23 protein-coding genes are annotated in these 24,731 nt (G+C 60.9%); 19 read left to right on the top strand and 4 right to left on the bottom strand.

All coding sequences use genetic code 11. The features are described 5' to 3' along the window. Positions 1–122: 122 nt before the first annotated feature. Together ACTQ0H_RS00205 and ACTQ0H_RS00210 are read left to right on the top strand one after the other, a co-directional pair. A complete protein-coding gene (locus ACTQ0H_RS00205) occupies positions 123–1,151 on the top strand; it encodes a hypothetical protein (protein ID WP_441062973.1) in 1,029 nt (342 codons plus the stop codon). After that, positions 1,139–1,906, top strand: coding sequence for a hypothetical protein (locus ACTQ0H_RS00210; protein WP_441062974.1), 768 nt, complete (start codon positions 1,139–1,141; stop codon positions 1,904–1,906). The genes ACTQ0H_RS00205 and ACTQ0H_RS00210 overlap by 13 nt, the downstream gene beginning before the upstream one ends. 238 nt (positions 1,907–2,144) lie before the next feature. Here ACTQ0H_RS00210 and ACTQ0H_RS00215 read toward each other — a convergent pair whose 3' ends face one another. Together ACTQ0H_RS00215 and ACTQ0H_RS00220 are read right to left on the bottom strand one after the other, a co-directional pair. Further along, complete coding sequence (locus tag ACTQ0H_RS00215; RefSeq protein WP_441062975.1) at positions 2,145–3,077, bottom strand: type I phosphomannose isomerase catalytic subunit; 933 nt, start codon at positions 3,075–3,077, stop codon at positions 2,145–2,147. Positions 3,078–3,149: 72 nt separating this feature from the next. Continuing rightward, on the bottom strand, positions 3,150–3,869 hold the full coding sequence (locus ACTQ0H_RS00220; protein ID WP_154515044.1) for a GntR family transcriptional regulator: 720 nt from the start codon (positions 3,867–3,869) through the stop codon (positions 3,150–3,152). Between the two features lie 340 nt (positions 3,870–4,209). Here ACTQ0H_RS00220 and ACTQ0H_RS00225 point away from each other — a divergent pair, with 340 nt between their 5' ends. The 3 genes from ACTQ0H_RS00225 to nhaA all read left to right on the top strand — a co-directional run bounded on the left by ACTQ0H_RS00225 (position 4,210) and on the right by nhaA (position 7,875). After that, entirely contained in the window at positions 4,210–5,163 is a 954-nt protein-coding gene (locus ACTQ0H_RS00225) for an ROK family protein (RefSeq protein ID WP_441062976.1), read from the top strand. Positions 5,164–5,329: 166 nt separating this feature from the next. Then, entirely contained in the window at positions 5,330–6,253 is a 924-nt protein-coding gene (locus ACTQ0H_RS00230) for a manganese-dependent inorganic pyrophosphatase (protein ID WP_154515040.1), read from the top strand. A gap of 263 nt (positions 6,254–6,516) precedes the next feature. Further along, on the top strand, positions 6,517–7,875 hold the full coding sequence (gene nhaA / locus ACTQ0H_RS00235) for a Na+/H+ antiporter NhaA (protein ID WP_154515038.1): 1,359 nt from the start codon (positions 6,517–6,519) through the stop codon (positions 7,873–7,875). Positions 7,876–7,975: 100 nt separating this feature from the next. On the opposite strand, the gene ACTQ0H_RS00240 is transcribed toward nhaA, so the two are convergent. Beyond that, entirely contained in the window at positions 7,976–8,230 is a 255-nt protein-coding gene (locus tag ACTQ0H_RS00240) for a hypothetical protein (RefSeq protein ID WP_154515036.1), read from the bottom strand. A 158-nt stretch (positions 8,231–8,388) separates the two neighbouring features. On the opposite strand from ACTQ0H_RS00240, the gene ACTQ0H_RS00245 reads away from it, so the two are divergent. The 7 genes from ACTQ0H_RS00245 (at position 8,389) to ACTQ0H_RS00275 (ending at position 15,323) form a co-directional block, all read left to right on the top strand. After that, entirely contained in the window at positions 8,389–9,693 is a 1,305-nt protein-coding gene (locus tag ACTQ0H_RS00245; RefSeq protein ID WP_441062977.1) for an aminotransferase class I/II-fold pyridoxal phosphate-dependent enzyme, read from the top strand. Between the two features lie 66 nt (positions 9,694–9,759). Next, positions 9,760–10,074, top strand: a complete 315-nt coding sequence (locus ACTQ0H_RS00250) for an STAS domain-containing protein (RefSeq protein ID WP_154515032.1) — start codon at positions 9,760–9,762, stop codon at positions 10,072–10,074. 153 nt (positions 10,075–10,227) lie between these two features. Next, on the top strand, positions 10,228–10,800 hold the full coding sequence (locus ACTQ0H_RS00255; protein WP_427718929.1) for a twin-arginine translocase TatA/TatE family subunit: 573 nt from the start codon (positions 10,228–10,230) through the stop codon (positions 10,798–10,800). Continuing rightward, positions 10,800–11,594, top strand: a complete 795-nt coding sequence (gene tatC / locus ACTQ0H_RS00260) for a twin-arginine translocase subunit TatC (RefSeq protein WP_441547668.1) — start codon at positions 10,800–10,802, stop codon at positions 11,592–11,594. The genes ACTQ0H_RS00255 and tatC overlap by 1 nt, the downstream gene beginning before the upstream one ends. 6 nt (positions 11,595–11,600) lie before the next feature. Continuing rightward, positions 11,601–11,957: a hydrogenase maturation nickel metallochaperone HypA gene (gene hypA / locus ACTQ0H_RS00265; protein WP_152068469.1), complete on the top strand. Its 357-nt coding sequence runs from the start codon at positions 11,601–11,603 to the stop codon at positions 11,955–11,957. Positions 11,958–12,011: 54 nt separating this feature from the next. Beyond that, positions 12,012–12,695, top strand: coding sequence for a hydrogenase nickel incorporation protein HypB (gene hypB / locus ACTQ0H_RS00270; RefSeq protein WP_152068470.1), 684 nt, complete (start codon positions 12,012–12,014; stop codon positions 12,693–12,695). 54 nt (positions 12,696–12,749) lie between these two features. Further along, positions 12,750–15,323, top strand: coding sequence for a DNA topoisomerase I (locus ACTQ0H_RS00275; protein ID WP_441547669.1), 2,574 nt, complete (start codon positions 12,750–12,752; stop codon positions 15,321–15,323). A 144-nt stretch (positions 15,324–15,467) separates the two neighbouring features. On the opposite strand, the gene ACTQ0H_RS00280 is transcribed toward ACTQ0H_RS00275, so the two are convergent. Then, the gene (locus ACTQ0H_RS00280; RefSeq protein WP_441062978.1) at positions 15,468–16,454 is read right to left on the bottom strand and encodes a zinc-ribbon domain-containing protein; all 987 of its coding nucleotides are present in this window, start codon (positions 16,452–16,454) and stop codon (positions 15,468–15,470) included. Between the two features lie 296 nt (positions 16,455–16,750). On the opposite strand from ACTQ0H_RS00280, the gene tmk reads away from it, so the two are divergent. The 7 genes from tmk to ACTQ0H_RS00315 all read left to right on the top strand — a co-directional run bounded on the left by tmk (position 16,751) and on the right by ACTQ0H_RS00315 (position 24,690). After that, positions 16,751–17,434 (top strand): dTMP kinase, encoded by a 684-nt coding sequence (tmk, locus tag ACTQ0H_RS00285; protein ID WP_427747986.1) that lies wholly within the window; start codon positions 16,751–16,753, stop codon positions 17,432–17,434. A gap of 1 nt (position 17,435) precedes the next feature. Then, entirely contained in the window at positions 17,436–18,563 is a 1,128-nt protein-coding gene (locus tag ACTQ0H_RS00290; RefSeq protein WP_441062979.1) for a DNA polymerase III subunit, read from the top strand. After that, the gene (locus ACTQ0H_RS00295) at positions 18,554–20,248 is read left to right on the top strand and encodes a PSP1 domain-containing protein (protein WP_441062980.1); all 1,695 of its coding nucleotides are present in this window, start codon (positions 18,554–18,556) and stop codon (positions 20,246–20,248) included. Before ACTQ0H_RS00290 ends, ACTQ0H_RS00295 begins: the two co-directional genes overlap by 10 nt. A gap of 150 nt (positions 20,249–20,398) precedes the next feature. Beyond that, a complete protein-coding gene (locus ACTQ0H_RS00300) occupies positions 20,399–21,157 on the top strand; it encodes a ComF family protein (protein WP_441062981.1) in 759 nt (252 codons plus the stop codon). A 604-nt stretch (positions 21,158–21,761) separates the two neighbouring features. After that, positions 21,762–22,754 carry a substrate-binding periplasmic protein gene (locus tag ACTQ0H_RS00305; RefSeq protein ID WP_441063022.1) on the top strand — a complete coding sequence of 331 codons (993 nt, stop codon included), beginning with the start codon at positions 21,762–21,764 and terminating at the stop codon, positions 22,752–22,754. Between the two features lie 317 nt (positions 22,755–23,071). Beyond that, positions 23,072–23,656, top strand: a complete 585-nt coding sequence (hpf, locus tag ACTQ0H_RS00310) for a ribosome hibernation-promoting factor, HPF/YfiA family (protein ID WP_055285508.1) — start codon at positions 23,072–23,074, stop codon at positions 23,654–23,656. 80 nt (positions 23,657–23,736) lie between these two features. Then, on the top strand, positions 23,737–24,690 hold the full coding sequence (locus ACTQ0H_RS00315) for a DegV family protein (RefSeq protein WP_427718953.1): 954 nt from the start codon (positions 23,737–23,739) through the stop codon (positions 24,688–24,690). Positions 24,691–24,731: the final 41 nt, after the last annotated feature.

Here is a 24,731-nt window from a genome sequence, read left to right on the forward strand (position 1 = left end):
TGGTCGGGAGAGCCCCTTATTACGTTTCGGATTGTTTCTTATGACTTTGGGGATTGAGCGTTTTATACGATTCAGTATAATTTTAGATAGATACTAAAATGTAACTGAAATGAAAATGGTGAGTGGACATGCTGCTAAATTGTCTCCCTAAAAGACTCTTCTCTTTAGAGCTCGCCATCGACCCGGAGCCAGTTGAGATACAGATTCCTCGCATGTATCTCGAGCGCTATTCGCTTCGCTTAGCACGGCTCGGCATGTCTGAGCAAGGCCGTTTTATTGTTGCGGAACCAAAAGAACCGCCCAGTGTCATTTCGGCGCGAAATCTCGCCAATGCAGTGCGCAAGATAGATGCTCGCCCGGTGGCAATTTGCTGGAACGCTATGGATTTAGGCTTTATGCGCGCGCTTTCTTCGGAGGGGATCGCATATATCCGAGATGAGCGAAATGCGTTTCTGCCGTTTATCGGAGCCGTTATTTCCGGTGAGGTGCTGGGTGCTTCTCCCGCTGCTCCGCTTTCGCCCCAATCTCAACGAATCGTCCTAAATCTCATCGCGGGACGATGGGTTGACTGCTCCGCCGGCGACCTAGCGCGTCTGTGTGGCAAAAGCGCGGCAAGCGTCAGCGGCTATCTTTCGGAAATCGCCGCTATAGCTCCTGGGTTGATTATGCGGGACGGCAAAAAGCGTATATTGTGCGATGCCGGGTTGTCGACCGAGACGCTGCTGGATGGGTTTGAGGACTATCTTCGCACACCAGTTTTAGAGCGAATCCGGCTCAAGAAGGTTATCGAGAGAACAGAGCTACGTGCCGTTGACGCGCTGCTTTCCGGTATGTCTGCCCTTAGCTATATGTCTGACCTTGCTCATAAAGAATCTGCTCCAACCATTGCTCTCGAAAAGAATCAGCTAGAGGACCTAAAAGAGCACATGGGTGACAGATGGCTGGAGGCCCAGTGGTACGAACCGGCTGCTATCGAGATTGAGGTCTGGTCGTATCCCGTGGACGAGCCGTCCGATGTTAGTTTTGACACGACAGGTTTGCAATGTGTCGACCCGTTCTCCTTATACGTTGCCTGCGCAAAAGAGGATTACAAAGATGACCGTCTGCTCGATGCGGTCGAACAGCTCAGGAGGACGATATGCCAAAAGTGAGGGGGATAGAGCGATTTGCCGACGCCATGAGCAGCTGCAAAGGTGGTTACGTCCTTATTGGTGGAGGGGCCTGCAGCGTTCTATTTGACAGCGAAGGTGATTCATTCAGGGCTACCGAAGACTTGGATGTCGTCGTAATTGCTGATGGGGAAGGCGTTGAATTTGCCACTGCATTGTGGGCATTTATCAAAGCAGCTGGATACGAGATTGGAAAGGTCGGCGATGGAAAGTGCACTTACTATCGGTTCTGCTTGCCCAAAGGATCGAAGCGGGCCCTAGACTATCCCGGTCAAATTGAGCTATTTGCCCGACATCCTGATTTTGTGCTCGAAGATGAAACGAGCGAAGTGGCACCTCTTTCCTTTGACGGGGCCGTATCAAGTCTCTCGGCAATTATCCTCGACGATGGCTACTACGAATATATTCGCGACAACGCAACGAACGTAGAAGGCATTACGTTGCTCGATGCACTCCATATCATTCCCCTCAAGATGCGTGCGCACATTGATATCAACAGAAGTTATGAAGAGGGACGTCGTTGCAACAACATTGATCGGCGGAAGCACCGTTCGGATGTTGCTCGACTTGCTGACTTATTGTCGCCTTCGGCGCGTTTGGAGCTAACGGGGCAAATGAGGGTTGATGCGGAGGATTTTCTTACGGACTTTGCTTCGTATGTAAATCGGCAGACCAACCGTAAGGAAAGGGCGCGGCTTCAGGACACGTTATCGTTTCTCGAAAAGGTCTACCTATAGGCACCTTGAGTCGTTATGTATAGCGGGGGCTCCTCCGTTGATGAACGGAAGAGCCCCTTGTTGCTTTTTGATTGTCGTTACTAGCCAGAGGCTCGCCGGGATGGGGCGCGGGGTTTGGTCGATCGCGAGTTCCGCACGAGCCGGAGAGCACTTAATGTGCTCTCCGTGCGAGCAGGACTGTCCGAGCAGGCGACCAAAGCCCGCGCCCCATCCCGGCGAGCGCTCGGGGACCGGTAACTTACAGGTGCGAGACGATCAGTTCCATCTGGCCTTCGAGGTCGATGGAGCTGACGGTGCTGGGTGCCAGCAGGTGGCTTCCCTTGTGGACGGGGTCGCCGCAGACGGTGCCTTTGCCGTTGATGACCGACAGGCACATGAAGGGCCAGCGCTGCTCCAAGGTCTTGCTGCCGTCGACGCGTACGCGATCGACGGTGTAACAGGAGTTAGACTCGAGCTCGGTCACGCCGTCCACCTCGGGCGCGGTTATCGTGCCGTCGGTCGGAGCCTGAGCGTCAAAATCGATGCAATCGAGGCTCTGCTCAATGTGCAGCGGACGCAGCTTGCCATCGGTGCCGGGACGGTCGTAGTCGTACAGGCGATACGTCACGTCGCTTGACTGCTGCGTCTCCAAAATGAGCGTGCCGGTCTTGATGGCGTGCACGGTACCGGAATCAATCTGGAAAAAGTCGCCCTTGTGGATCGGCAGCACGTTGAGCATGTCGTCCCAACGGCCCCCCTCGATCATCTGTGCGGCCTCGGCGCGGTCATGCGCGCGCTGGCCGACGATGATCGTGGCGCCGGGCTCGCAGTCCAGCACATACCAGCACTCGGTTTTGCCCAGGCTGCCGTTCTCGTGCTTGGCGGCGTACTCGTCGTTGGGATGAATCTGGATCGAAAGGTCGTCCTTGGCGTCCAGAATCTTAACGAGCAGCGGGAACTCCTTGCCCTCGCACCTGCCAAAGAGCTCGCGGTGCTCGGCCCACAGCCACGACAGCGTGTGGCCGGCATACGGGCCCTCCGCAATCTGGCAGTCGCCGTTGGGGTGGGCCGAGATGGCCCAACACTCACCGATGGGTCCATCGGGAATGTCGTAGCCAAATACGGTTTCGAGCTGGCGGCCGCCCCAGATCTTCTCGTGGAAGATCGGCGTCAGTTTAATCAAATCGGACATATTCATACCCCATTGTGTTGCGCGGGCGTTGCACAAACAGCTCAAAACGAGCGCCCGCATGACTACAAAAACCTATGCCAACGTTACGTTGTGCAACTCAAAGCGGTCGCCAACGTTGCGCGAGACCGAATACTCAAAGGCCGCGCCGCTGTCCAAAAAGCCAATCTGGTTGAGCTCGAGCAGGGGAGAGCCAGGTTTGGTGTCCAGGCGCTCGGCTTCTTCCTCGGTTGCTGCCACGGCGCGAATGGTACGGTGGAAGCTCGAGATCTTCAACCCACATTGCTCGCGGACAAAGCGGTAGACCGATCCGTACAGGTCCTTCTTTTTAAGGCCCGGAATCAGCTCGAGGGGCATGTAGGTGTACTCGATAACGATGGGCTTCTCATCGGCCTGACGCACGCGCACGATGTGATAGGCAAAGTCATCCTCGGCAATTCCCAGCTGGGCTGCGATGTCCGCTGGTGGATTAACAATCGAGAAGTCGTAGACTACCGAGGTCACCTTCTCCCCGCGGTGCTCATACGAAAAGCCCTGGGCACGGTCGTTTTTGCCCTGGAAAAACGCTTGGCCGGGAAGCCCCGCCGTGTCCTTAACGTAGGTACCCGATCCACGACGGCTGGTAACAAGACCTTCCTCGGTGATTTGCTCGATAGCTCGTTTGACAGTGATTTTGGAAACGCTATAGAGTTCGCAGAACTCAACGACGGTGGGAAGCTTGTCGCCTGGTTTAAGAGCGCCATCCTCAATACTTCGACGAATATCTGCAGCTATCGCCTCGTATTTGGGAATCATGGAACCTCCTTTCCAACTTGATCGAGTATAAAAGAAAGTATACTCAACACCTAAGTATCCCTATTGAGTCATTGAAAAGTTCGATAGATATATTACTAAAAGTCGCTTTGCGCTAAAAATAAAAGCGCTCTAAATAAATATACATTCGAATAATGTCGTGTTGAGAAATCTAATCGGTCCGAGGACGGGGCCGAACCGATTTAGCACCCAGCGAACCGAATCCTGTATTCTGCATTTCCTCAGATAAAACCTACCAAAACAAACCTGTCCCTTTTTGGTAGGTTTTTGCCTTGGGAGCGGTACCATACAGACAATGTTTAAACGAGAAAGGCGGGCCCCTATGGAACCTAAGCAGTACTACATCGGCATCGACGTCGGCGGCACTTCGGTTAAGGAGGGCCTGTTCGATGGGGATGGCAACCTGCTTGCGAAGGTCAGCGTGCCCACGCCTCCCATCGTTGACGCTGCGGGCTTTGCCGCGGTGACCGAGGCTATCGACCAGGTGGTCGCCAAGGCACAGATTCCGCGCGCCTTTGTGGCGGGCATTGGCCTTGCTGTTCCGTGCCCCATTCCGGCAGCGGGCGATGCCAAGGTCAAGGCCAACATTGCCATTAACCTGCCCGAGTTGAAGATCGCCATTCAGGAGCACTGCCCCGATGCGGTCGTTAAGTACGAGAACGATGCCAACGCCGCTGCCATGGGCGAGGCTTGGCTCGGTTCTGCCAAGGACGTGCAGAATGTGGTGATGGTCACCATCGGTACCGGCGTGGGCGGCGGCGTTATCGTCAACGGCGATGTGGTGTCGGGTGTTGTGGGCGCCGGCGGCGAGATTGGCCATATGTGCCTGAATCCGGCTGAGGAGCGCACTTGCGGCTGCGGCGGCCATGGCCACCTGGAGCAGTATTCCAGCGCCACCGGCGTGGTGAACAACTACCTTGCCGAGTGCAAGAAGGCGGGCGTCGAGCCCATCGAGCTCACCGGCCCCTCCGATTCCAAGGACGTGTTCCAAGCCTGCCGCGAGGGTGATAAGCTCGCGCTGGCCGCGGCCGATACCATGGCCGACTATCTCGGCCGCGCCCTGGCGCTTATTGCCAACGTGGTCGATCCCGAGATGTTCCTGATCGGCGGCGGCGCCTCCGCCTCGGCCGATGTCTACCTCGATAAGGTTCGCGAGTACTTCCAGCGCTACGCGCTTTCCGCCTCGCGCGAGACGCCCATTAAGGTTGCCTCGCTCGGAAACGACGCCGGCATCATCGGTTCTGCCTACGTAGCCCTGCGCGCTGCCGGTAAATAGCTGGTGCAAGGGGGCCAGGTTACTTTGCACCAACATGGTGCAAAAGGGACAGCCTTGGCCCCCATACCTGCCACAAAATATGCCGTGGCCCTTCTGTCCCCAAAGGCCAGCTGCCAGCGTGCTACCATAGCTACGTCTAAGTACACATACCAAGTGGAGGATACCCATGGCAAACGTTCTTGTCTTTGGTCACCAGAACCCCGATAACGACGCCATCATGAGCGCCGTCGTTCTGTCTCAGCTGCTCAACCAGGTTGAGTATGCCGGCAACACCTATGAGGTCTGCGCTCTTGGTCAGCTTCCGGCAGAGTCCGCCAAGCTGCTCGCAGACGCCGGCATTGCCGAGCCCCGCATGATTGAGTCCGTCGAGGCCGGCCAGCTTGTCGTTCTCACCGACCATAACGAGTCCGCCCAGTCCGTCGCCGGCCTTAAGGACGCCACGGTCTTTGGCGTCGTTGACCATCACCGCATCGGCGACTTTGAGACCGCCGGCCCGCTGCACTACATCTGCCTGCCCTGGGGTTCCAGCTGCACCATCGTCACTAAGCTCGCCGGCGTGCTCGGCGTTGAGCTTTCCGACGTTCAGGCCAAGCTGCTGCTCTCGGCCATGATGACCGACACGCTCATGCTCAAGAGCCCCACCACCACCGATGTCGACCGCGCCGTCGCCGCCAAGCTCGGCGAGCAGGTGGGTGTCGACCCGGTCAAGTTTGGCATGGAGGTCTTCCTCACCCGTCCGTCCGGCTCCTTCACCGCAGCCGAGATGGTCGGCAACGACATCAAGATGTTCGAGCCCGCCGGCAAGAAGCTGCTCATCGGCCAGTACGAGACCGTCGACAAGAGCCGTGCGCTCGGCATGATCGACGAGATCCGCGAGGCCATGCGCGCCTACGCCGCCGAGAAGGGTGCCGACGGCATCGTCCTGTGCATCACCGACATCATGGAGGAGGGCTCGCAGGTCCTGCTCGAGGGCGAGACCGAGGCCGCTCAGAAGGGCCTGGGCATTGCCGACGAGCACGACGGCGTCTGGATGCCGGGCGTCCTCTCCCGTAAGAAGCAGGTCGCTGCCCCCATCATGGCCGCCTGCTAGGTTTTGTAGCCTGCTACGACCGGACCGCGGACGCCCCGCGCTCCGGTCGTTTTTTGTTCGCGGGACCGCGTCCCCTATTGGACAGGGGCGCCCGTACCGTTGGGCAAATAATGTTCAACCTGTGGTTCCGCTTTTCGGCCACGCCTGCGTGCTTGTCGTGCAGGGTAGGCTAGATGCAAGCGTAATACGTTGGAGCGCGGTGCCGCCACTTGGGCGGGCCGTGCTTTTTTAAGACGGGAGCTTTCCCGTGAAAGGAGCCGCCCATGGCAGCAACTGAGCAGCTGTTCAACGTTCGTGAGCGCAAGCGCTTTGAACGTCATGACATCTGGGAGCGCATCGCCGAGAACGGCACGATTTCCGCCGCCGTCATGGTCATCGCCGCCATCGCCGCCGTTATCTGCGCCAACACCGATGTCTACGAGGCTATCCATCACTTTTTGGAGACCCCGCTGTATGTGGGTCTGGGCAACCTTACGGCTGGCCTTACCGTCGAGCTTTTCGTCAACGACTTTCTCATGGCGATCTTCTTTTTGTTGGTGGGCATTGAGCTTAAGTACGAGATGACGGTCGGCGAGCTCAAGAATCCGCGTCAGGCCATGCTTCCCATGCTGGCAGCCGTGGGCGGCGTCGTCGTTCCCGCCTGCATCTACCTGATCTTTAACCATGCCGGCGCCCGCAACGGTTGGGCCATCCCCATGGCAACCGATATTGCCTTTGCGCTGGGCGTGCTGTCGCTTTTGGGCAATCGCGTGCCCAACGGCGTGCGCGTGTTCTTCTCGACGCTCGCCATCGCCGACGACCTCATCTCCATCGCCGCCATCGCCATTTTCTACGGCCAGAGCCCCAGTCCGTTTTGGCTGGGTGCCGCTGCAGTTGTGACCTGCGCACTTGTGTGGCTCAACAAGACTCAGCATTATCGCCTTGCCCCGTACTCGGTGCTTGGTCTGCTGCTGTGGTTTTGCATGTTTAAGAGCGGCGTGCACGCCACGCTTGCCGGTGTCATCCTGGCCTTCACCATCCCGGCCAAGTGCGGTGTTAAGCTCGATAGCCTTACCGATTGGCTAGGCGAGTACCTGCCGTTGCTCGACGACCGTTACGACGACGAGGCGCACATCCTGGGCCAGCACGACTTTACCCTTTCGACCACCAAGGTCGAGCGTGTCATGCACCGTGTGACCCCGCCGCTCATCCGCATGGAGCGCCTGATCTCCACGCCGGTCAACTTTGTGATCCTGCCGATCTTTGCGTTTGTCAACGCGCAGGTTCGCCTGGTGGGCGTGGACATGAGCGTGCTGCTTACCGACCCGGTGACCCTCGGCGTGTACTTTGGCATGCTGCTGGGTAAGCCGATCGGTATCTTTGGCGTGACGTTTGCCCTGGTCAAGCTTAAGGCTTGCGAGCTGCCTCATAACGTTAACTGGCACATGATCGCCGGCGTGGGCATTTTGGGTGGCATCGGCTTTACCATGTCGATCCTCATCAGCGGCCTCGCCTTCCCGACGGCCCAGTTCGAGGTTCTGGCCGCCAAGGCCGCCATTCTTGCCGGCTCTGTTACCGCGGCCGTGCTGGGCATGATCTACATGAGCGTGGTCTGCAAGCACCCTTCGCCCAAGGACGAGTAGGAGCGCGAAAACCGGGGCCGGACATGCCCCGGATGCCCTCGTGTGAAAAAATGCCGTTTGTGAGCACTGTCACAAACGGCATTTCATTTATTTGCCATTTTTATTCCACGGTGCCGTAGACGGCGCCCCAGCCGTGGGCGGCAAGGGCCGAGTTAAGCTGGTCGCAAAGCGATTGGCGGTCGTAGTGGCCGGGCGGCAAAAGATTCACGATTTCCATGAGATCGGGCGCCAGGTCCAAGATCTCCGCCTGAACGATTAGATCCAGGCGGTCAATGGCCTTACGGTCATAAAACAAGCCGTCGACCAGACGCTGCAGGTCTCCGAACTCCTCGGCTTGAAAAGAGCCGTATTCCATACTGCCTCCTTGGATGTGCCATGCGGCTATACGGGTCATACGGTGGATATCGTAATTCATTGCGATGGACTTAATCTATCACGGCTTCATACCGTTGCGGCGGTAGCGGTCTATACTTAGACAAACTGCAACGTCCCGCTTTGCGAAAGGTCGCACCCATGCAGACGATCTACCAGAAGATGGAAACCACCGAACTCGATGCCGCCATCGAGGCGCTCAAAGCCGAGGTTGCCGAGGTCAAGGCCAAGGGCCTGGCGCTCGACATGGCGCGCGGCAAGCCGTCGCCCTCCCAGGTGGACATCTCGCGCCCCATGCTCGATATCCTCAATGCCGACGCCGATCTGCACGACGGTAACGTCGACTGCTCCAACTACGGCTGCTTTGAGGGCATCCCCTCGGCACGCAAGCTGGCGGGGGAGTTCCTGGGTTGCCCCGCCGATCAGACGCTCGTACTGGGTTCGTCGAGCCTTTTGATCGAGCACGATATCGCCGGTATGTTCTGGCGCTGCGGCTCGTGCGGCAACGAGCCTTGGGAGGCTTATGAGGCCGCGCACGACGGTAAGAAGGTCAAGTTCCTGTGCCCGGTTCCTGGCTACGACCGTCATTTTGGCATCACCGCCGACCTGGGTATCGAGAACGTCCCCGTCGCGATGACCGGCAGCGGCCCCGACATGGACGAGGTAGAGCGCCTGGTTGCCGCCGACGACTCCATCAAGGGCATCTGGTGCGTGCCCAAGTATTCCAACCCCACGGGCATCACCTTTAGCGAGGACACCGTGCGCCGCTTGGTCGAGATGCCCACGGCCGCGCCCGATTTTCGCATCTTTTGGGACAACGCCTACTGCGTGCACGACCTGTACGACGAGACCGACGAGCTCGCCAACATCTTCGATCTTGCCCGCGCGGCGGGTACCGAGGACCGCGTGGTGGCATTCGCCTCGACGTCCAAGATCACCTTCCCGGGCGCGGGCATCGGCTTTATCGGTGCGAGTCCCGCGGTCATCGCGGAGTTCTCCAAGCGCCTGAAGGCCGGTCTTATCAGCGCCGACAAGCTCAACCAGCTACGCCACGTGCGCTTCCTTCCCACCATCGAGGCGGTCAAGGAGCACATGAAAAAGCATGCCGAGTTCTTGCGTCCGCGCTTTGAGGCCGTCGAGCGCAAGCTCACTGAGGGCCTGGGCGATACGGGTTGCGCTACTTGGACGCATCCCCGCGGCGGCTACTTTGTGAGCTTTGATGGCCCCGAGGGCTCGGCCCAAAAGGTCGCCGCGCTTTGCGCCGACCTGGGTGTCAAGCTCACGCCGGCAGGTGCCACCTGGCCTTATGGCAAGGATCCGCGCGACACCAACATCCGCATCGCGCCGAGTTATCCCACGGTCGAGGACCTGGAGGCCGCACTCGACGTGCTGGTGCTGGCCGTCAAGCTCGTCGCTGCCGAGCTTGCTCGTGCCGAGCGCGCCTAACGCGTAGGGCCCCGCAAATACGCGTCCAGTACCATCCGCACTCTCGATACGCAAAGGAGCGTATATATGGATTTGGGTATTTCCACCAACCCCACGCCGGAGCTCTACACCATCAGGGTGACCGGTGAGATTGATATCTCTAACGCCGACAGCTTGCGTAACGCCATCGACTTGGCGCTCGAGCAGCCCACCGAGGCCGTTGAGCTCGACTTTGCCCAGGTGAGCTATATCGACTCGACAGGTATTGGCGTACTTGTGGGCGCCGCGCACCACGCAGCCGATCACGACAAGCGGTTTGGCTGCGTCAACGTGCAGCCCCCGGTGATGCGCGTGGTTCAGTTGCTGGGTGTCGACCAGGAGATTTCAATTACGGCGGCATAAGCCCTGCCCCAAAAAGGGCGTGCCGTTTGGTATATGTTTGTGATGCGCTCGGATGTTTTGACGTCCGGGCGCTATACTTGACCGAATGAATAGACGAGTTCCGGCCGAATGGCGCGGTGCGGGCTCGACTCACATCGAGCCTTGGAGGTATGTGTGTTTGGTATTGGAGAGGGTGAGCTCGCGATCATCGTGGTCTTCGGCTTTTTGCTGTTTGGCCCGGATAAGCTCCCGCAGATGGGCCGCACGATCGGCCGTGCCATCCGTCAGTTCCGCGAGACGCAGGAAAAGATGACGGCTGTTGTTCAGTCCGAGATTATCGATCCGGTAAGCGAGGCCGCTTCGGCTCCGGTCAAGCCCAAGAAGGCTGCCGTCGATGATGATTCCGATGCGGACGAGGATGCCGTCGAGACGGCCGCGCCCGCAAAGAAGGAGACCTTTGCCGAGCGCCGTGCCCGCCTTGCCGCCGAGAAGGCCGCGAGTGAGGGTGCTGCCGAGGACGAAGGTGCTGCTGGTGAGGCTGAGGGCCCCGAGTCTGCTGCTGCCGCCGTCGAGCCCGAGCCTGCTGCAGAGCCGGAGCCCGAGCCCGAGCCGGCAGAGCCCACGACGGCTGACCTCTACGCCCGTCGTCCCCGCAAGCGCAAGGCCGTCGTCGACCAGCTCGCTCGCGAGCTCGAGGCCGAGGACGACGCCGCTGCCGCCCATGCCCCGAAGGGAGGCGATGAGTAATGCCTATCGGACCCGCGCGCATGCCGCTCTTCGATCATCTGGGTGAGCTCCGTCGCCGCCTGACCATCGTGGTCGTGTCAGTCTTTGCCGCCGCCATCGTGCTGTATTTCGCCACGCCCGTGGTGCTCGACATCCTGGAAGACCCCATCCGCTCCTTTGTGCCGGACGGTAAGTTCTACATCACCACCACGCTCGGCGGCTTTGGTCTGCGCTTTTCGCTGGCCCTCAAGATGGCCGTTGTCATGTGCACGCCTATGATCATTTGGCAGATTCTGGCGTTTTTCCTGCCGGCGCTTCGCCCCAACGAGCGCAAGTGGGTTGTGCCCACGGTGCTCGCCTCGACGGTGCTGTTCTTCCTGGGCGCAATCTTTTGCTACTTCATCATCATCCCTGCGGGCTTTGAGTGGCTCATCGGCGAAACCTCGGCCGTCGCTACGGCGCTGCCCGATCTGGAGAACTACGTCAACATGGAGCTGCTCTTTATGATCGGCTTTGGTGTGGCGTTTGAGCTGCCGCTCATCATCTTCTACCTGTCTGTCTTCCATATCGTGTCCTATGCGGCCTTCCGCGGTGCCTGGCGTTACGTATACGTTGGCCTGCTTGCGGGCTCGGCTGTGATTACGCCCGACGGCTCGCCCGTTACGCTGGGTCTCATGTATGGTGCCCTGCTCTCGCTCTACGAGATTTCGCTCGCCATCGCCCACGTGGTCATTACCGCGCGCGATGGCAAGGAAGGCTTGTTTGTGAGCCGTCTGGATCTGTTCTCGAACGACGACGAGGACGACGAGGAGTAAATCCGTATGCACGAGGTTGGCATTGTCAACGGCATACTCGATACAGTGATTCGCGCGGCGCGTGGGGCGGGGGCCTCGCGCGCTGTTTTGGTAACGCTGCGCATTGGGGATATGACCGAAGTTGTGCGTGAGGCGCTCGACTTTGCGTGGGAGACGTTTCGCGACGAGGACATGCTCACGCGCGGCTGCGAGCTTGCCGTGGAGGAAGTCCATCCACAAAGCGAGTGCCTGGACTGCCGCGAGGTCTTTGAACACGACCGCTTCCATTGCCGCTGTCCTCAGTGTGGCGGCACCAACGTGCGCCTGCTGCACGGCCGCGAGCTCGACATCGCCAGCATCGAGATTGAAACCCCCGACAATTAACCAGCCTGCCATTTGGGGACGGGGTATAAATGGTAGAAGTAAGGAGTGCCGAGTATGGCCGAGAAAACTATTGATATCGCATCGCCGATTCTGTCGCGCAATGAGCGCCTGGCAGATCAGCTGCGTCAGCGATTCAAAGAGACAGGCACCTATGTGATCAATGTGCTGTCGAGTCCCGGCTCTGGTAAGACCACCACGATTCTGGGCACCAACGAGCGCCTGCGCGACAAAGCCGGCCTGCGCTGTGCCGTCATCGAGGGCGATATCGCCTCGGATGTCGACGCCATCACCATGAAGGAAGCCGGCATGCCCGCCATTCAGATCAACACGGGCGGTCTGTGCCACCTCGAGGGCAACATGATCATGGAGGCCGTTGATGCGTTTGACCAGGCAGTGGGCCTTCAAAACATCGATGTTATCTTTATCGAAAACGTGGGCAATCTGGTCTGTCCGGTCGACTTTGACCTGGGCGAGAACCTGTCCATCATGATTCTCTCGGTGCCCGAGGGCGACGACAAGCCCATTAAGTACCCGGGCATCTTCCAGCACGCTGGCGCACAGCTGCTCAACAAGGTCGATGTGGCCCCGGCTTTCGATTTTGACATGGATAGGTATACTAAGACACTCGATGACCTCAATCCGCAGGCGCCGCGGTTTGCCGTGAGCGCACGCAAGGGCGAGGGCATGGATGCCTGGTGCGATTGGCTCATCGGGCAGATCGAACAAACAAGGGCGTAAGTCGGCCGTCGTACGTGCGGGCGCAGCCGCAGACACACGAGATAGGAGCCTCTTTTGAAGCTCATCATCGCCGAGAAAAACGACGCCGCGCGTCAGATTGCCGAGCGTCTTTCCACGGGCAAGCCCAAAAAGGACAAGGTGTACAACACCCCCATCTACCGTTTTGAGTGGAAGGGCGAGGAGTGCGTGACAATCGGCCTTGCCGGTCACATCCTTGCGCCCGATTTTTGCGACAGCGTGCTGTTCGATAAAAAGCTGGGTTGGTACTCGGTCACCGAGGACGGCGAGATGCTGCCGGCCGACATACCCGATGGCCTGGCGCGCCCGCCCTATGACACCAAGCGCAAACCGTTCCTTGCCGACGGTATCTCCATCAAAGGCTGGAAGCTCGAGAGCCTGCCCTACCTTACCTGGGCGCCCGTTATCAAGCTGCCGGCCGAGAAAGAACTCATTCGCTCGCTCAAGAACCTTGCCAAGAAGTCCGACAGCGTCATCATCGCCACGGACTTCGATCGCGAGGGCGAGCTGATTGGTTCGGACGCCCTCAACAAGGTGCGCGAGGTTGCGCCCGACTTGCCGGTTGCCCGCGCCCAGTATTCTTCGTTTACCAAGGCCGAGATCACGCAGGCCTTTGATAACCTCGTCTCGCTCGACCAGAACCTGGCCGATGCCGGCGAGAGTCGTCAGCACATCGACCTCATTTGGGGTGCGGTGCTCACGCGCTACCTGACGCTCGCCAAGTTTGGCGGCTTTGGCAACGTGCGTTCTGCCGGCCGCGTGCAGACCCCGACGCTCGCCTTGGTGGTCGAGCGCGAGCGCGAGCGCATGGCGTTTGTGCCCGAGGACTACTGGCAGATTCGCGGCATGGCTGCCGCGCAGGCTGCTGCCGAGGAGGACCGCTTTAAGATCGCGCACAAGACGGCGCGCTTTACCGACAAGGATGCTGCCGAGACGGCGTACGGCCATGTCGACGGCGTTGCGACGGCAACCGTTGCCGCGGTGACCAAGCGCTCGCGCAAGCAGCAGCCGCCCACGCCGTTTGCGACCACCTCGCTGCAGGCTGCCGCTGCGGCCGAGGGCATCTCGCCCGCACGCACCATGCGCATCGCCGAGTCCCTCTACATGGCGGGCCTCATCAGCTATCCGCGTGTCGACAACACCGTGTACCCCGCGACGCTCGATCTGGGCGCCGTGGTGAGTGACCTGGCAAAGATCAACCCGGCGCTGGCGCCCGTATGCAAAAAGGTGCTCGCCGGTCCCATGAAGCCCACGCGCGGCAAGGTCGAGACCACCGACCACCCGCCTATCTACCCCACGGGCGAGGGCGATCCGTCCACGCTCGACGGTGGCCAGCGCAAGCTCTACGACCTCATCGCTCGTCGCTTCCTGGCGACGCTTATGGGCCCCGCCACCATCGAGAACACCAAGCTCGAGCTCGACGTGAACGGCGAGCCGTTCGTGGCTTCGGGCGATGTGCTCGTGACCCCGGGTTTCCGCGAGGCATACCCGTACGGACTCAAGCGCGACGAGCAGATGCCGCCGCTGGAGCAGGGCGACACGGTCGACGTATTCGACATTAAGCTCGAGGCCAAACAGACCGAGCCGCCCGCGCGCTACAGCCAGGGCAAGCTCGTGCAGGAGATGGAAAAGCGCGGCCTGGGCACCAAGTCCACGCGCGCGAGCATCATCGAGCGCCTGTACGCCGTGCGCTACCTCAAAAACGATCCCGTGGAGCCGAGTCAGCTGGGTATCGCCATCATCGATGCACTGTCGCAGTTTGCCCCGCGCATCACGAGCCCCGATATGACCAGCGAGCTCGACGGCGACATGACCCGCGTGGAGCGCGGCGAAGATACCGAAGAGCATGTCGTGACGCACTCGCGCGCGCTGCTGGCCGGCGTGCTCGATGAGCTGCTCAAGCATACGCAGGAGCTGGGCGACGCCATCAGCGATGCCGTCACGGCCGATGCGCGCGTGGGCGCCTGCCCCAAGTGCGGCAAGGATCTGGTTATGAAGACGAGCGCCAAGACCCGCGGTAGCTTTATCGGCTGCATGGGCTGGCCCGACTGCGACGTGACCTATCCGGTGCCGAGCGGCGTCAAGGTGAGCCCGCTCGAGGGCGAGGCTGCCGTGTGTCCCGAATGCGGCGCACCGCGCATTAAGTGCCAGCCGTTCCGCCAGAAGGCTTTCGAGATCTGCGTGAACCCCACGTGTCCCACCAATTACGAGCCCGACCTTAAGGTGGGCGAGTGCAAGGTGTGCGCCGAGGCCGGACGCCATGGCGATCTGATTGCGCACAAGAGCGAGAAGAGCGGCAAGCGCTTTATCCGCTGCACCAACTATGACGATTGCGGCGTGAGCTATCCGCTGCCGGCGCGTGGCAAACTCGAGGCGACGGGCGAGACCTGTCCCGAGTGCGGCGCTCCCATCGTGGTGGTCAACACGGCGCGCGGTCCGTGGCGCATCTGCGTCAACATGGACTGCCCGACCAAGGAGAAGAAGCCCGCCCGCGGCCGCAAGACGACGACCAAGGCGAGTACGGCGAAGAAGACCACGGCGAAAAAGACGACTGCCAAGAAGGCTGCCGCGAAAAAGACGACCACAAAGAAGGCGGCCGCCAGCAAGTAGCGGCGCAGCCGAAACATTGCCCAAAACAAAAACGGGCGAGGGTCCCATGATCCTCGCCCGTTTTTTGTTCGGCAGTTAGGGACGTTCCTTTTCTACCGGCAGTTTAGGAACGTCCCTAACTGCCAGCTCGGGAACGACAAAACGCTAGTTCACCTCGACGGGTTTGGCGCTGGGATAGCGGTCCTCAAAGTCCAAGCGATACTTGTTGCTGCTGGTTCCCGGCTCGTTGTCGCGTGCCAGCGGCGCCACGATTTCGTCCTTATGGTCCGAGGGCTTTGCGTACTTTAGGCTGATCTCCCAGGCATCGCAGATCGCGTCGATGCGGTGATCAAGGTCGTCATACAGGGCAATGATGTCTTTCCAGGAGTTGTAGTTCTTGGAGCTCATGGGGACGTCCAGGTCCTCGACGATATCGTAATACTGCTCGATGGTCTCCTCCGTGCGCTCGGCGACGTCGGCGAGATTTTGACGGGTGGTGCGATCTTCTTCCAGATAGCTACCATTGAAGGCCTGCGCGCAGGCGCGGACCTGGCTATCGAGGTCCTCGAGCAGGTCGTAGTATTCGCTCAGGCGACGGTAGAGGTTCTGCTCGGAGAGGGTTGCTTCGCCGCCAGCCTCGTCCTCGTCGTCATCGTCATCGTCGTAAAGGCTATTGGGGTCGCCGAGAGGCTTGAGGTCATCATCGTCAACATCGTGGTGCAGCTTGGTAACCTCGGCAGTCGTCTGCGTGGCGGAGTTGTCGAACGGTTTGATCACAAAGAAGATGACCAGGGCGATGATGATTGCCACCAGCGCAACGATAACGGCGACAAGCGCCCCGGTGCCGCTCTTTTTGGGAGCGGGGGTCTGTGGCGAAGCAGGCGCGTATGCGGGAGCCGGCTGCTGTTGGGGCGAGCCGCTCGCGACGGGTATGCACTGCGTGGTCTCGCCGGCCGCGGGGCTTGCGGCGGGGTCGGGGCGATAAGCGAGGGGATCGTCCGCCTTGGCTTGCGGCGTATCAAGGGGCCCGGTCTGCCCAAAAGCGGGCTGGCTATCGCTCGCGGCTGTTTGCTCAACGGGTGCACCGCACGAGGTGCAGAACTTGGCATTATCTGCAAGAAGCTTGCCGCACGAGGCGCAATACCGAGACATTGCCACTCCTTTCGCCACATTTCAATGCCATACGACGATTATACCAAGCATCCAAAATTCCCCATCATAAGTTGCGGTGAAATAGGGACTGTTTGGCGGTCTTAGAGCTTCAATCAGTCCCTATTTCACCGCAACTTTGGAAAGGCACCTTTAGTCATTGGGGACGTTCTTAAACGACCAGTCATTTAAGAACGTCCCCAATGACTAGGTTGGATTTGGGGTGCGCCTGCCCCTGGGGTATCATGATTTGGTTGATATATCTGCATTTACGCGCCTTGTAGGAAGGGACTGCGCCCATGGCTTTTGAGCCCGCTCAACATAGCTTTATCACGCTCGAGGGCGTCGATGGTGCCGGTAAGTCCACGCAGGCGCGCCTGCTGGCCCGTGCGCTCGAGCTCGCTGGCTACCAGGTCGTGACCCTGCGTGAGCCGGGTGGTACCGCCATTAGTGAAAAGATCCGTGCCCTGCTGCTCGACCCCGCCAATACGGCGATGGGGGATACCTGCGAGCTGCTGCTCTACGAGGCCGCACGCGCCCAGCTGGTGCACGAGGTCATAGCTCCCGCCCTTGCGGCCGGCAAGGTGGTCCTGTGTGACCGCTTCTATGATTCCACGACCTGCTACCAGGCGTTTGCCGACGGCCTCGATCGCCAGATGGTACGCGACGCCAACAACCTTGCTGTCGCGGGGACGCACCCGGCGCTCACGCTCGTCTATCACATCACGCCCGAGCAGGCGGCGCTGCGCATGTCCGCCCGTGGTGCGGTCGACCGCATGGAGGCCAAGGGCATGGCGTTCCAGGAGCGCGTTTACCAGGGATTTAGTGCTATTGCCGCCGAGGAGCCAGATCGCGTGAAGCTCATCGACGCCACCGCTTCCATCGAGGACGTCTTCGCGCAGACGGTCGAGCAGGTTCGCGCGTACGGTCTCGACATTTCCCAGGACGCCGTCACCGCCACGCTTGCCCAGGAGGCCGAGTAACATGGCCCCCGCTCAGGCAAGCCTGCTGGCCAAGCTCGACACCCAAGAGCGCGTACGCGATTTTTTGACCAACGCCGTCGCCAGCGGCCGCGCATCGCACGCCTACCTGTTTTTGGGCGCTCCCGGTGCCGGCAAGCTCGATGCCGCCTGGGCGCTCGCCCAAGCCTTCCTGTGCGAGCAGGACGGCTGCGGCTCATGCGATAGCTGTGTGCGTGTCGCCCGCCATACGCACCCCGACGTGCACTATTACACGCCCGAGAGCGCCACGGGCTACCTCATCGCCCAGACCCGCGAGCTGCTCGACGACGTGCCGCTGGCGCCCATCCGTGCCAAGGCCAAGGTCTACATCATCGACCGTGCCGAGCAGCTGCGCGCCAACACCGCCAACGCACTGCTCAAGACGCTCGAGGAGCCGCCCGAGGGCGTTATGTTTATCTTGCTGGGCACCTCGGCAGACGTGATGTTGCCCACCATCGTGAGCCGCTGCCAGTGCGTGCCGTTTCGGCTGGTGTCGCCCGCCGTGGCCACGAAGGCCGTGAGCCGCGCGACGGGCCAGGATCTCGTACGCTGTCGCATGGCGGTCGCCGTGGCGGGGAGCCCCACGCGCGGCATCGAGTTCCTTAAGAGCGCCGAGCGCCAGGATGCTCGCCGCCAGATGATCCGCGCCATCGATTCGCTCATCGCCGCCGACGAGGCCGATGTACTCAGCCGCGCCAAGTCGCTCATCGTCGCCGTTAAGGCTCCGCTCGCCGAGGTCAAGTCCACGCAGGAAAAGGTGCTCGAGCAAAACGCCGATTATCTGTCGCGTGGAGCATTGAAGCAGCTTGAGGACCGCAACAAGCGCGAACTCAACGCGCGCGAGCGTTCGGGTATCATGGAAGCGCTGGCGAGCACGCGGACGCTCATGCGCGACGTGCTGCTGACGCTTCAGGATGAGGCGGCAGACATTGTGAACGAGGACGTGCGCGACACGATCGGGCGGCTTGCCGCCGCTACGAATGTTGCGGGTGCCACCCGGGCGCTCGAGGCGGTCGCGACCGCCGAGCGCAACATTGCCAGAAACGTTACTCCCCAGCTGGCCATCGAGGTCATGCTGTTCGATATCAGGAAGGCACTGAAATGCCGTTAGTCGTACCCGTTAAGTTTACCTACGCCTCGCGCGACCTGTGGTTTGACCCGCAGGATCTGGATATCCTCGAGGCCGATTATGCCATTTGCTCCACCGAGCGCGGAACCGAGATCGGCCTGGTCACGGCCGATCCCTTCGAGGTGCCGCAAGACGAGATCGGTCAGCCGCTCAAGCCCGTGCTGCGTGTGGCGAGCGATATCGACCTGCAGCTTGCCGACGACCTGGCCATCCAGGGCGATGAGGCCATGGTCGATTTCCGCCGTCTGGTCAAAGATCTCGACCTCGAGATGAAGCCGGTGGGTGTCGAATACCTGTTTGGCGGCGAGAAAGCCGTGTTCTACTTTGCGGCCGAGGAGCGCGTCGATTTTCGTCAGCTCGTCAAGGACCTGTCCTCGACGCTGCACATTCGCGTTGACATGCGCCAGATTGGCGTGCGTGACGAGACTCGCTTGGTGGGCGGCTATGCCCAATGCGGACAGGAGCTCTGCTGCACGCGCTTTGGCGGACAGTTTGAGCCCGTCTCGATTCGCATGGCAAAAGAGCAGGACCTGCCGCTCAATTCGTCTAAGATCAGCGGCGTGTGCGGCCGCCTGATGTGCTGCCTGCGCTATGAGTTCGAGGCGTACAAGGACTTTAAGAGCCGCGCGCCCAAAAAGAAGACGCTCATCGATACGCCGCTCGGCAAGGCGCGTATCCAGGAATATGACACGCCGCGTGAGCAGCTGGTGCTGCGCCTGGAGAACGGTAAAGTCTTTAAGGTCAACCTGGCCGATATGACGTGCTCGGAGGGCTGCAAAAAGAAGGCCGCCGAGCAGGGCTGCAGCTGCCGCCCCGACTGCGTGACGCGCGATGTGCTCGAGCGCATCGAGTCGCCCGAGATGCGCCTGGCGCTCATGGAGCTCGATCGCGAGAACGGCGTCGACGTGGGCGATGGCCTGTCGAGTGCCGACCGTCTGGCCGGCACGTCGATGCCCAAGCGCCGTCGTCGCGATGCCGAATCCGATGCTTGTGCCGGTCAGGCCCAGGGCGAGGGTCGTGGCCGCGGAAAGGGCCGCGGCAAGGCCGAGGCTTCCGAGGCCGAGGAGGCGGCCGGCGGCCGTCGTCGCCGCAAGCGCACGGCGTCCGTCGACAACGGCGAGACCGCGGGCAAGAACGCCTCTCGCGAGCGCGAGGCTCAGCAGCCCCAGCAGCAAAACCGCGGCGGCGGCATGAACCCCACGCGCCGTCGTCGCCGCCACCTGTCGAGCGAGGAGCGCGAGGACGCCTTCCGCGCCGCAGCCGCTCGCGAGGCCGGTGCCGCTCCCAAGGGTGCCTCGGCCTCCGACGCGCCTGCCGACAAGGCTGGCAGGCCACGTGGCGAGGAGGAGCGCGCGCCGCGTCCGCGCCGTCGCCATTCCTCGGGCACGCAGCAGAAACCCTCGGTTCCTTCTGTGGCCGATCAGGTTTCGGATGGTGAAGTCAAGGTCACGCGCCGTCGCCCCGGCGATGGCGGAGGAGCTGCCGCCAAGGCTTCGCGCGGCGGTGCTCGCGACGAGCGCGAGCCGCGTGAGGATCGCAGTGGCGAGGGTTCGGCCGACCAGAGTCAGAAGCGCCGCCGCCGTCGCCGTTCCCGCAAGCCGCGCCAGGATGGTGGCGAAGGCTCGACCCACACCTCGTCCGCACCGCAACCGCCTGCCGGCGAATAGCGCCCTCAAGCGGATTCGACTTGTCTGACCCCAAGTGCAACGGGGTATCATGGCACTGAATCGACAACCCTCCCTTCGCCCAAGCGTAGGGAGGGTTTTGTCATAAATAACTATCTGAATGGTTTGAGCCGCTTACGGAGTGCCGACATCTTGCCGTTTGCGGATGAATTGCTACCGTTTGCCGAGCGCGCGGCGCATGAGGCACTCGAGGTTCTTTCGCCCACGCGATGCGCCGGTTGCGAGCGTGCCGGTGCGCTTATTTGTCGGGAGTGCCTGGCGTCGCTCACGCTTGTCGATCCGCGCCACAGCTGCACGAGGTGCGGCGCTCCGTTTGGAGACCTGCTGTGTACCGAGTGCTCGGTCGAGGGCGCGTCTTCGACGGTGGCTAAGGCCCTCGATCGCTGCCTGGTGTGCGCTGTCTATGCACATCCGTTGCCGCGCATCATCAAGGCATACAAGGATGCGGGCGAGCGCCGTCTGGCACCGTATCTGGCAGAGCTGCTCTACGACACCGCCTTGCATGCCCAGGCAGCAGCCCCCGACCGTTACGGCGGCGTGCTGTCCGGTGTCGACGCGGTGGTATTTGTGCCCGCGACTGCGGCGGCGTTTCGGCGGCGTGGTTTTGATCACATGGAAGCAATCGCGCGCTCGTTTTGCGATCTTTCGGGTGTGCCATTGCTGGACGCCTTGGTCAAATACGGTCATGGCGACCAGCGCGAACTCGGTCGCGCCGAGCGCCGGGAACATGCCCGGGACATGTACGAGACGGTCGAGGATGTACGTGGCTGTCGTCTGCTGCTCATCGACGATGTCATTACCACGGGCGCGACAATGGCAGCGGCCTCGGCGGAGCTTAAGCGCGCCGGCGCCAAAGCCGTCGATGGCCTCGCTATCGCACGCGTTTGGTAGGGGTGGTTTTGTGGCAGTGAAGATTGCGCGGCGCGTCGAGCCGGCAGGCGAGCAACTGGCAGCCTCTGTGATCCTTACCGGCGCCTCGGCGCTACGCATGATGCGCGCCGAGCGCCGGCATATGGGTCACATCAGTTGGAGGGACTTCCATCCCGATGAAGAGCGCCGTGTGCTGCCCGCCTCGACCTGCGAAATCTGTACTCGCGGTGCGAATGACGACCTAACCTTAAACTTTAGCTTGAACTTAGCTATAATGCGCTACGTTCCCGCCAGGCTGTGGTTGCGGACGGGCAATGCGCCCATCCAAGTCCAAGACAGACGCGGTCAAAGGGATCCACGTAAGCGACCGCGTGCGCGCGGCGCGATCATGGCGCGTCCTAGATGTAAGCCGCACCGTCCGTTCTACTTTCTTTGGGGCAATACCGCCTCGCGGGCGAGCGGGCCAGTCGTGAAGGTGGCTGCGGCCTCCCGAGCAAACGCCCCGGTGCGCAAGTGTGGGGTCAAATACCAGGTCAGCTGGTGGGAACAACCCGATATTCCGTGCAGGGCACGGATCGTATACGACACAGAAGGTAGGGTAGCGGACATGGTGAGGGGCAGCTTGATGCATGCGACTCGGTTGGGTGCTGGGACCGCGGCGGTCATTGCCGTTTTGGGCCTGAGTGGATGCGCGTTCAATCCACTGTCCACGTTCACGACGCCCACGATCGACCAGATCGAGCGCGAGACCGTTACCCCCACGGTATCGGACGATGCCCTGGTCACGCCGGGAACCCTGACGGTCGCCCTCGATACTTCCGATGCCCCGCAAGCCATGCAGGATGCCGACGGAAACCTCACGGGCTATGCGGTCGATGCCGCTCGTGCCCTCGCATGCCGCATGGGTCTCAAGGTCGCCTTTGTCGATGCGTCCTCGGCCGATTCCGCGCTCAGCGATAAAAAGGCCGATATCTTCATTGGCGACGTCAGCTCTACGGACGGCGATATCAGCTCGCTTGGCACCTGTCTGTACGACGCCCCCGCCGTATTCGGCAAGAGCAGTGACGGCGAGTCGTTGAGCGTTTCCACCGAAATGCTTAACACCGCTACCCTGGGCGTTCAGACCTTCTCGGCCTCGCAGGAAGCGCTCGCCAAGCAGGGCATCACGGCCAACCAAAAGACCTTCTCCAACATCAACGAGTGCTTCGAGGCACTCGAGTCGGGCGAGGTTGATTACGTGATCTGTGATTCCACGGCCGGTGGTTACCTCGCGCGCCTGATGAGCCAGATCTCCTGTGTCGGCACGCTCGAGACACCCTCCACGCTTGGCGTCGCAGGCCTTAGCTCTAACGATGAGCTGTGCCGTGCTGTGAGCGATGCCCTCGACGACATCACGGTCGACGGCACGCTCGAGGCGGTCCACTGCGTCTGGTACGGCCAAATGCCCTATGACCTTACCGCCAAGACTGTTTCGGGGGCCAATGTGCAGGCATCCGAATCCACGTCCAACGAGACCGAGTCCTCCGATGGCGACACCTCCGATAACAACGGCGACAGCCCCTCGTCTAGCCAGGAGGGCGCCATCACCGACGATGACATCAACAAGCTCAATAGCTAGTTATTGGTAGGGGTGGCGCCTGCCATACATTGAACAAGGCGCTTCTTCACGGTTTCAACACGCATGGCCGGGTCTCCCCCATAGGGGAGCCCGGCTTTTCAATTTTGATAAAACCAGCAGCTCAAGGGCAATTTCCAGGAGAAAAACCAACTCCGCCGACGCCCTCATATAGCGCACTTTGCCGCGGAAAAGTGCGAGACTTCGGTATGCGGTATCAAGCAGTCGTTATTCGGGCCTTTGGGAATTCGGGTGATTAAATGCACGGCAATGGGTACATAGCCAGTACAGTAAGTCCCCGAGGCAGATTGGAGCCACGTATGGATATCAAGGTTTCTGGACGCAAGACGACGGTAACCGATGCTCTGCGTGCGCATGTGGACGAGAAGATCGGCGAGGCGCTCAAGGTTTTCGATATCGAGCCCATGACAGTCGACGTCGTGCTTCGTTATGAGAAGAACCCCTCGAACCCCAACCCGGCAATCGTCGAGGTCACGGTTCGTGCCCGCGGCTCTGTGATTCGCGTCGCCGAGCACGGCGCGGATATGTATGCCGCCATCGATCTCTCCGCCGATAAGGTCACCCGCCAGCTGCGCAAGTTCAAGACCAAGGTTGTGGACAACCGCCAGGGCGGTGCCAGCGCCGCGGATGTCGCACCGGTCGAGCGCGTCGAGGATCTGGCCGACCTGCTGCTGCCCGAGGAGGACGACGACCTGCTCGTCCGCGAGAAGGTCATCGATGTCACCCCGATGACTGAGGAGCAGGCGCTGGTGCAGACCGATCTGCTCGGCCACGACTTCTACGTGTTCGAGAACGCGACGACTGGCCTCATCAATGTGGTGTATCACCGTAAGAATGGTGGATATGGCATCATCAAGCCCCGCATCGAAACACTTGACGAGTAAAATACGTTAACTTGCATGAGTTAACGGTTGGCGGCCATCCCATGCGGGTGGCCGCCTTTTTTACGTAAGGAGTCGCTTTGATGGACAAGGCCGCATCCGCCGGTCATTCGGACCGTTGCCGTATCGTCGTCGATACCTGCTGCGACTTTAACCCCGAGGTCGCCGCGAACCTCGATGTCGATATCTTGGGCTTCCCTTTCATTATCGATGGCGAGGAGCGCACGGACGACATCTGGTCGAGCATGAGCCCTAAGGAGTTCTACGACCGCATGCGCGCCGGTGCCCGCGTGTCCACCTCGGCTGTGTCGCTCGGTCGCTATATCGAGTTCTTTACCGAGTGCGCCAAAGAGGGCACACCCACGGTTTACCTGTGCTTTACCTCGGCGCTGTCGTCGAGCTACAACTCCGCGTGCCAGGCGGCAGATGCCGTGCGCGCCGAGTATCCCAACTTTGAGCTCTACGTGGTCGACAACGCTCTGCCCTGCGCGACCGGCGAGCTCCTGGCGCTTGAGGCCGTGCGCCAGCGTTCGGCGGGACTGACTGCCAAGCAGCTGGTCGATTGGGCAAACGAGGCCAAGACCTACGTGCACGGCTACTTTACGCTCGAGAGCTTCGATGCGCTGGCTGCCGGCGGCCGCATTCCGCCCGCGGCGGCGCAGCTCACGGCAAAGCTCGACGTCAAGCCCGAGCTCTCCTACGACCTTGCCGGCTCGCTGTCGCTGATCGGCGTCAACCGCGGCCGCAAGAAGGCGCTCAAGTCCATTCTCAAGTCGTTCCGCGAGAACTACGTGCCCGATCGCACCATGCCCATCGCCATCATGACGGCCGATGCCGAAAAGGACGGTGACTGGCTCGAAGCCGCCATCCGCAAGGAGGAGGGCTGCGCCGACGTTACGATCATTCGCAGCTCCGTGGGCCCCACCATCGGCTCGCACGTGGGCCCCGGCATGGTGGCCTGCGCGTTTTGGGGCAAGAACCGCACCGACAAGGCGTCGCTTTCCGACCGCATCGCCCGCCGCGTGCGCGGCCAGTAGGCAAGCGCTGCGTCCGTAATCGCCCTCGACTCACAGCCCAA

Origin of the sequence: Collinsella sp. LCP21S3_A3 (genome assembly GCF_052118905.1) — a bacterium.
Lineage (GTDB): Bacteria > Actinomycetota > Coriobacteriia > Coriobacteriales > Coriobacteriaceae > Collinsella.

What these genes read in the sequence shown, in the direction of transcription:
- ACTQ0H_RS00315 (WP_427718953.1), top strand. Translation starts at nt 23,737, where the DNA reads ATGGACAAGGCCGCATCCGCCGGTCATTCGGACCGTTGCCGTATCGTC.
- hypB (WP_152068470.1), top strand. Translation starts at nt 12,012, where the DNA reads ATGGCCGAGAAAACTATTGATATCGCATCGCCGATTCTGTCGCGCAAT.
- ACTQ0H_RS00280 (WP_441062978.1), bottom strand. Translation starts at nt 16,454, where the DNA reads ATGTCTCGGTATTGCGCCTCGTGCGGCAAGCTTCTTGCAGATAATGCC.
- hpf (WP_055285508.1), top strand. Translation starts at nt 23,072, where the DNA reads ATGGATATCAAGGTTTCTGGACGCAAGACGACGGTAACCGATGCTCTG.
- ACTQ0H_RS00295 (WP_441062980.1), top strand. Translation starts at nt 18,554, where the DNA reads ATGCCGTTAGTCGTACCCGTTAAGTTTACCTACGCCTCGCGCGACCTG.
- tmk (WP_427747986.1), top strand. Translation starts at nt 16,751, where the DNA reads ATGGCTTTTGAGCCCGCTCAACATAGCTTTATCACGCTCGAGGGCGTC.
- ACTQ0H_RS00305 (WP_441063022.1), top strand. Translation starts at nt 21,762, where the DNA reads ATGCATGCGACTCGGTTGGGTGCTGGGACCGCGGCGGTCATTGCCGTT.
- ACTQ0H_RS00220 (WP_154515044.1), bottom strand. Translation starts at nt 3,869, where the DNA reads ATGATTCCCAAATACGAGGCGATAGCTGCAGATATTCGTCGAAGTATT.
- tatC (WP_441547668.1), top strand. Translation starts at nt 10,800, where the DNA reads ATGCCTATCGGACCCGCGCGCATGCCGCTCTTCGATCATCTGGGTGAG.
- ACTQ0H_RS00225 (WP_441062976.1), top strand. Translation starts at nt 4,210, where the DNA reads ATGGAACCTAAGCAGTACTACATCGGCATCGACGTCGGCGGCACTTCG.
- hypA (WP_152068469.1), top strand. Translation starts at nt 11,601, where the DNA reads ATGCACGAGGTTGGCATTGTCAACGGCATACTCGATACAGTGATTCGC.
- nhaA (WP_154515038.1), top strand. Translation starts at nt 6,517, where the DNA reads ATGGCAGCAACTGAGCAGCTGTTCAACGTTCGTGAGCGCAAGCGCTTT.
- ACTQ0H_RS00230 (WP_154515040.1), top strand. Translation starts at nt 5,330, where the DNA reads ATGGCAAACGTTCTTGTCTTTGGTCACCAGAACCCCGATAACGACGCC.
- ACTQ0H_RS00290 (WP_441062979.1), top strand. Translation starts at nt 17,436, where the DNA reads ATGGCCCCCGCTCAGGCAAGCCTGCTGGCCAAGCTCGACACCCAAGAG.
- ACTQ0H_RS00250 (WP_154515032.1), top strand. Translation starts at nt 9,760, where the DNA reads ATGGATTTGGGTATTTCCACCAACCCCACGCCGGAGCTCTACACCATC.
- ACTQ0H_RS00215 (WP_441062975.1), bottom strand. Translation starts at nt 3,077, where the DNA reads ATGTCCGATTTGATTAAACTGACGCCGATCTTCCACGAGAAGATCTGG.
- ACTQ0H_RS00245 (WP_441062977.1), top strand. Translation starts at nt 8,389, where the DNA reads ATGCAGACGATCTACCAGAAGATGGAAACCACCGAACTCGATGCCGCC.
- ACTQ0H_RS00240 (WP_154515036.1), bottom strand. Translation starts at nt 8,230, where the DNA reads ATGGAATACGGCTCTTTTCAAGCCGAGGAGTTCGGAGACCTGCAGCGT.
- ACTQ0H_RS00210 (WP_441062974.1), top strand. Translation starts at nt 1,139, where the DNA reads ATGCCAAAAGTGAGGGGGATAGAGCGATTTGCCGACGCCATGAGCAGC.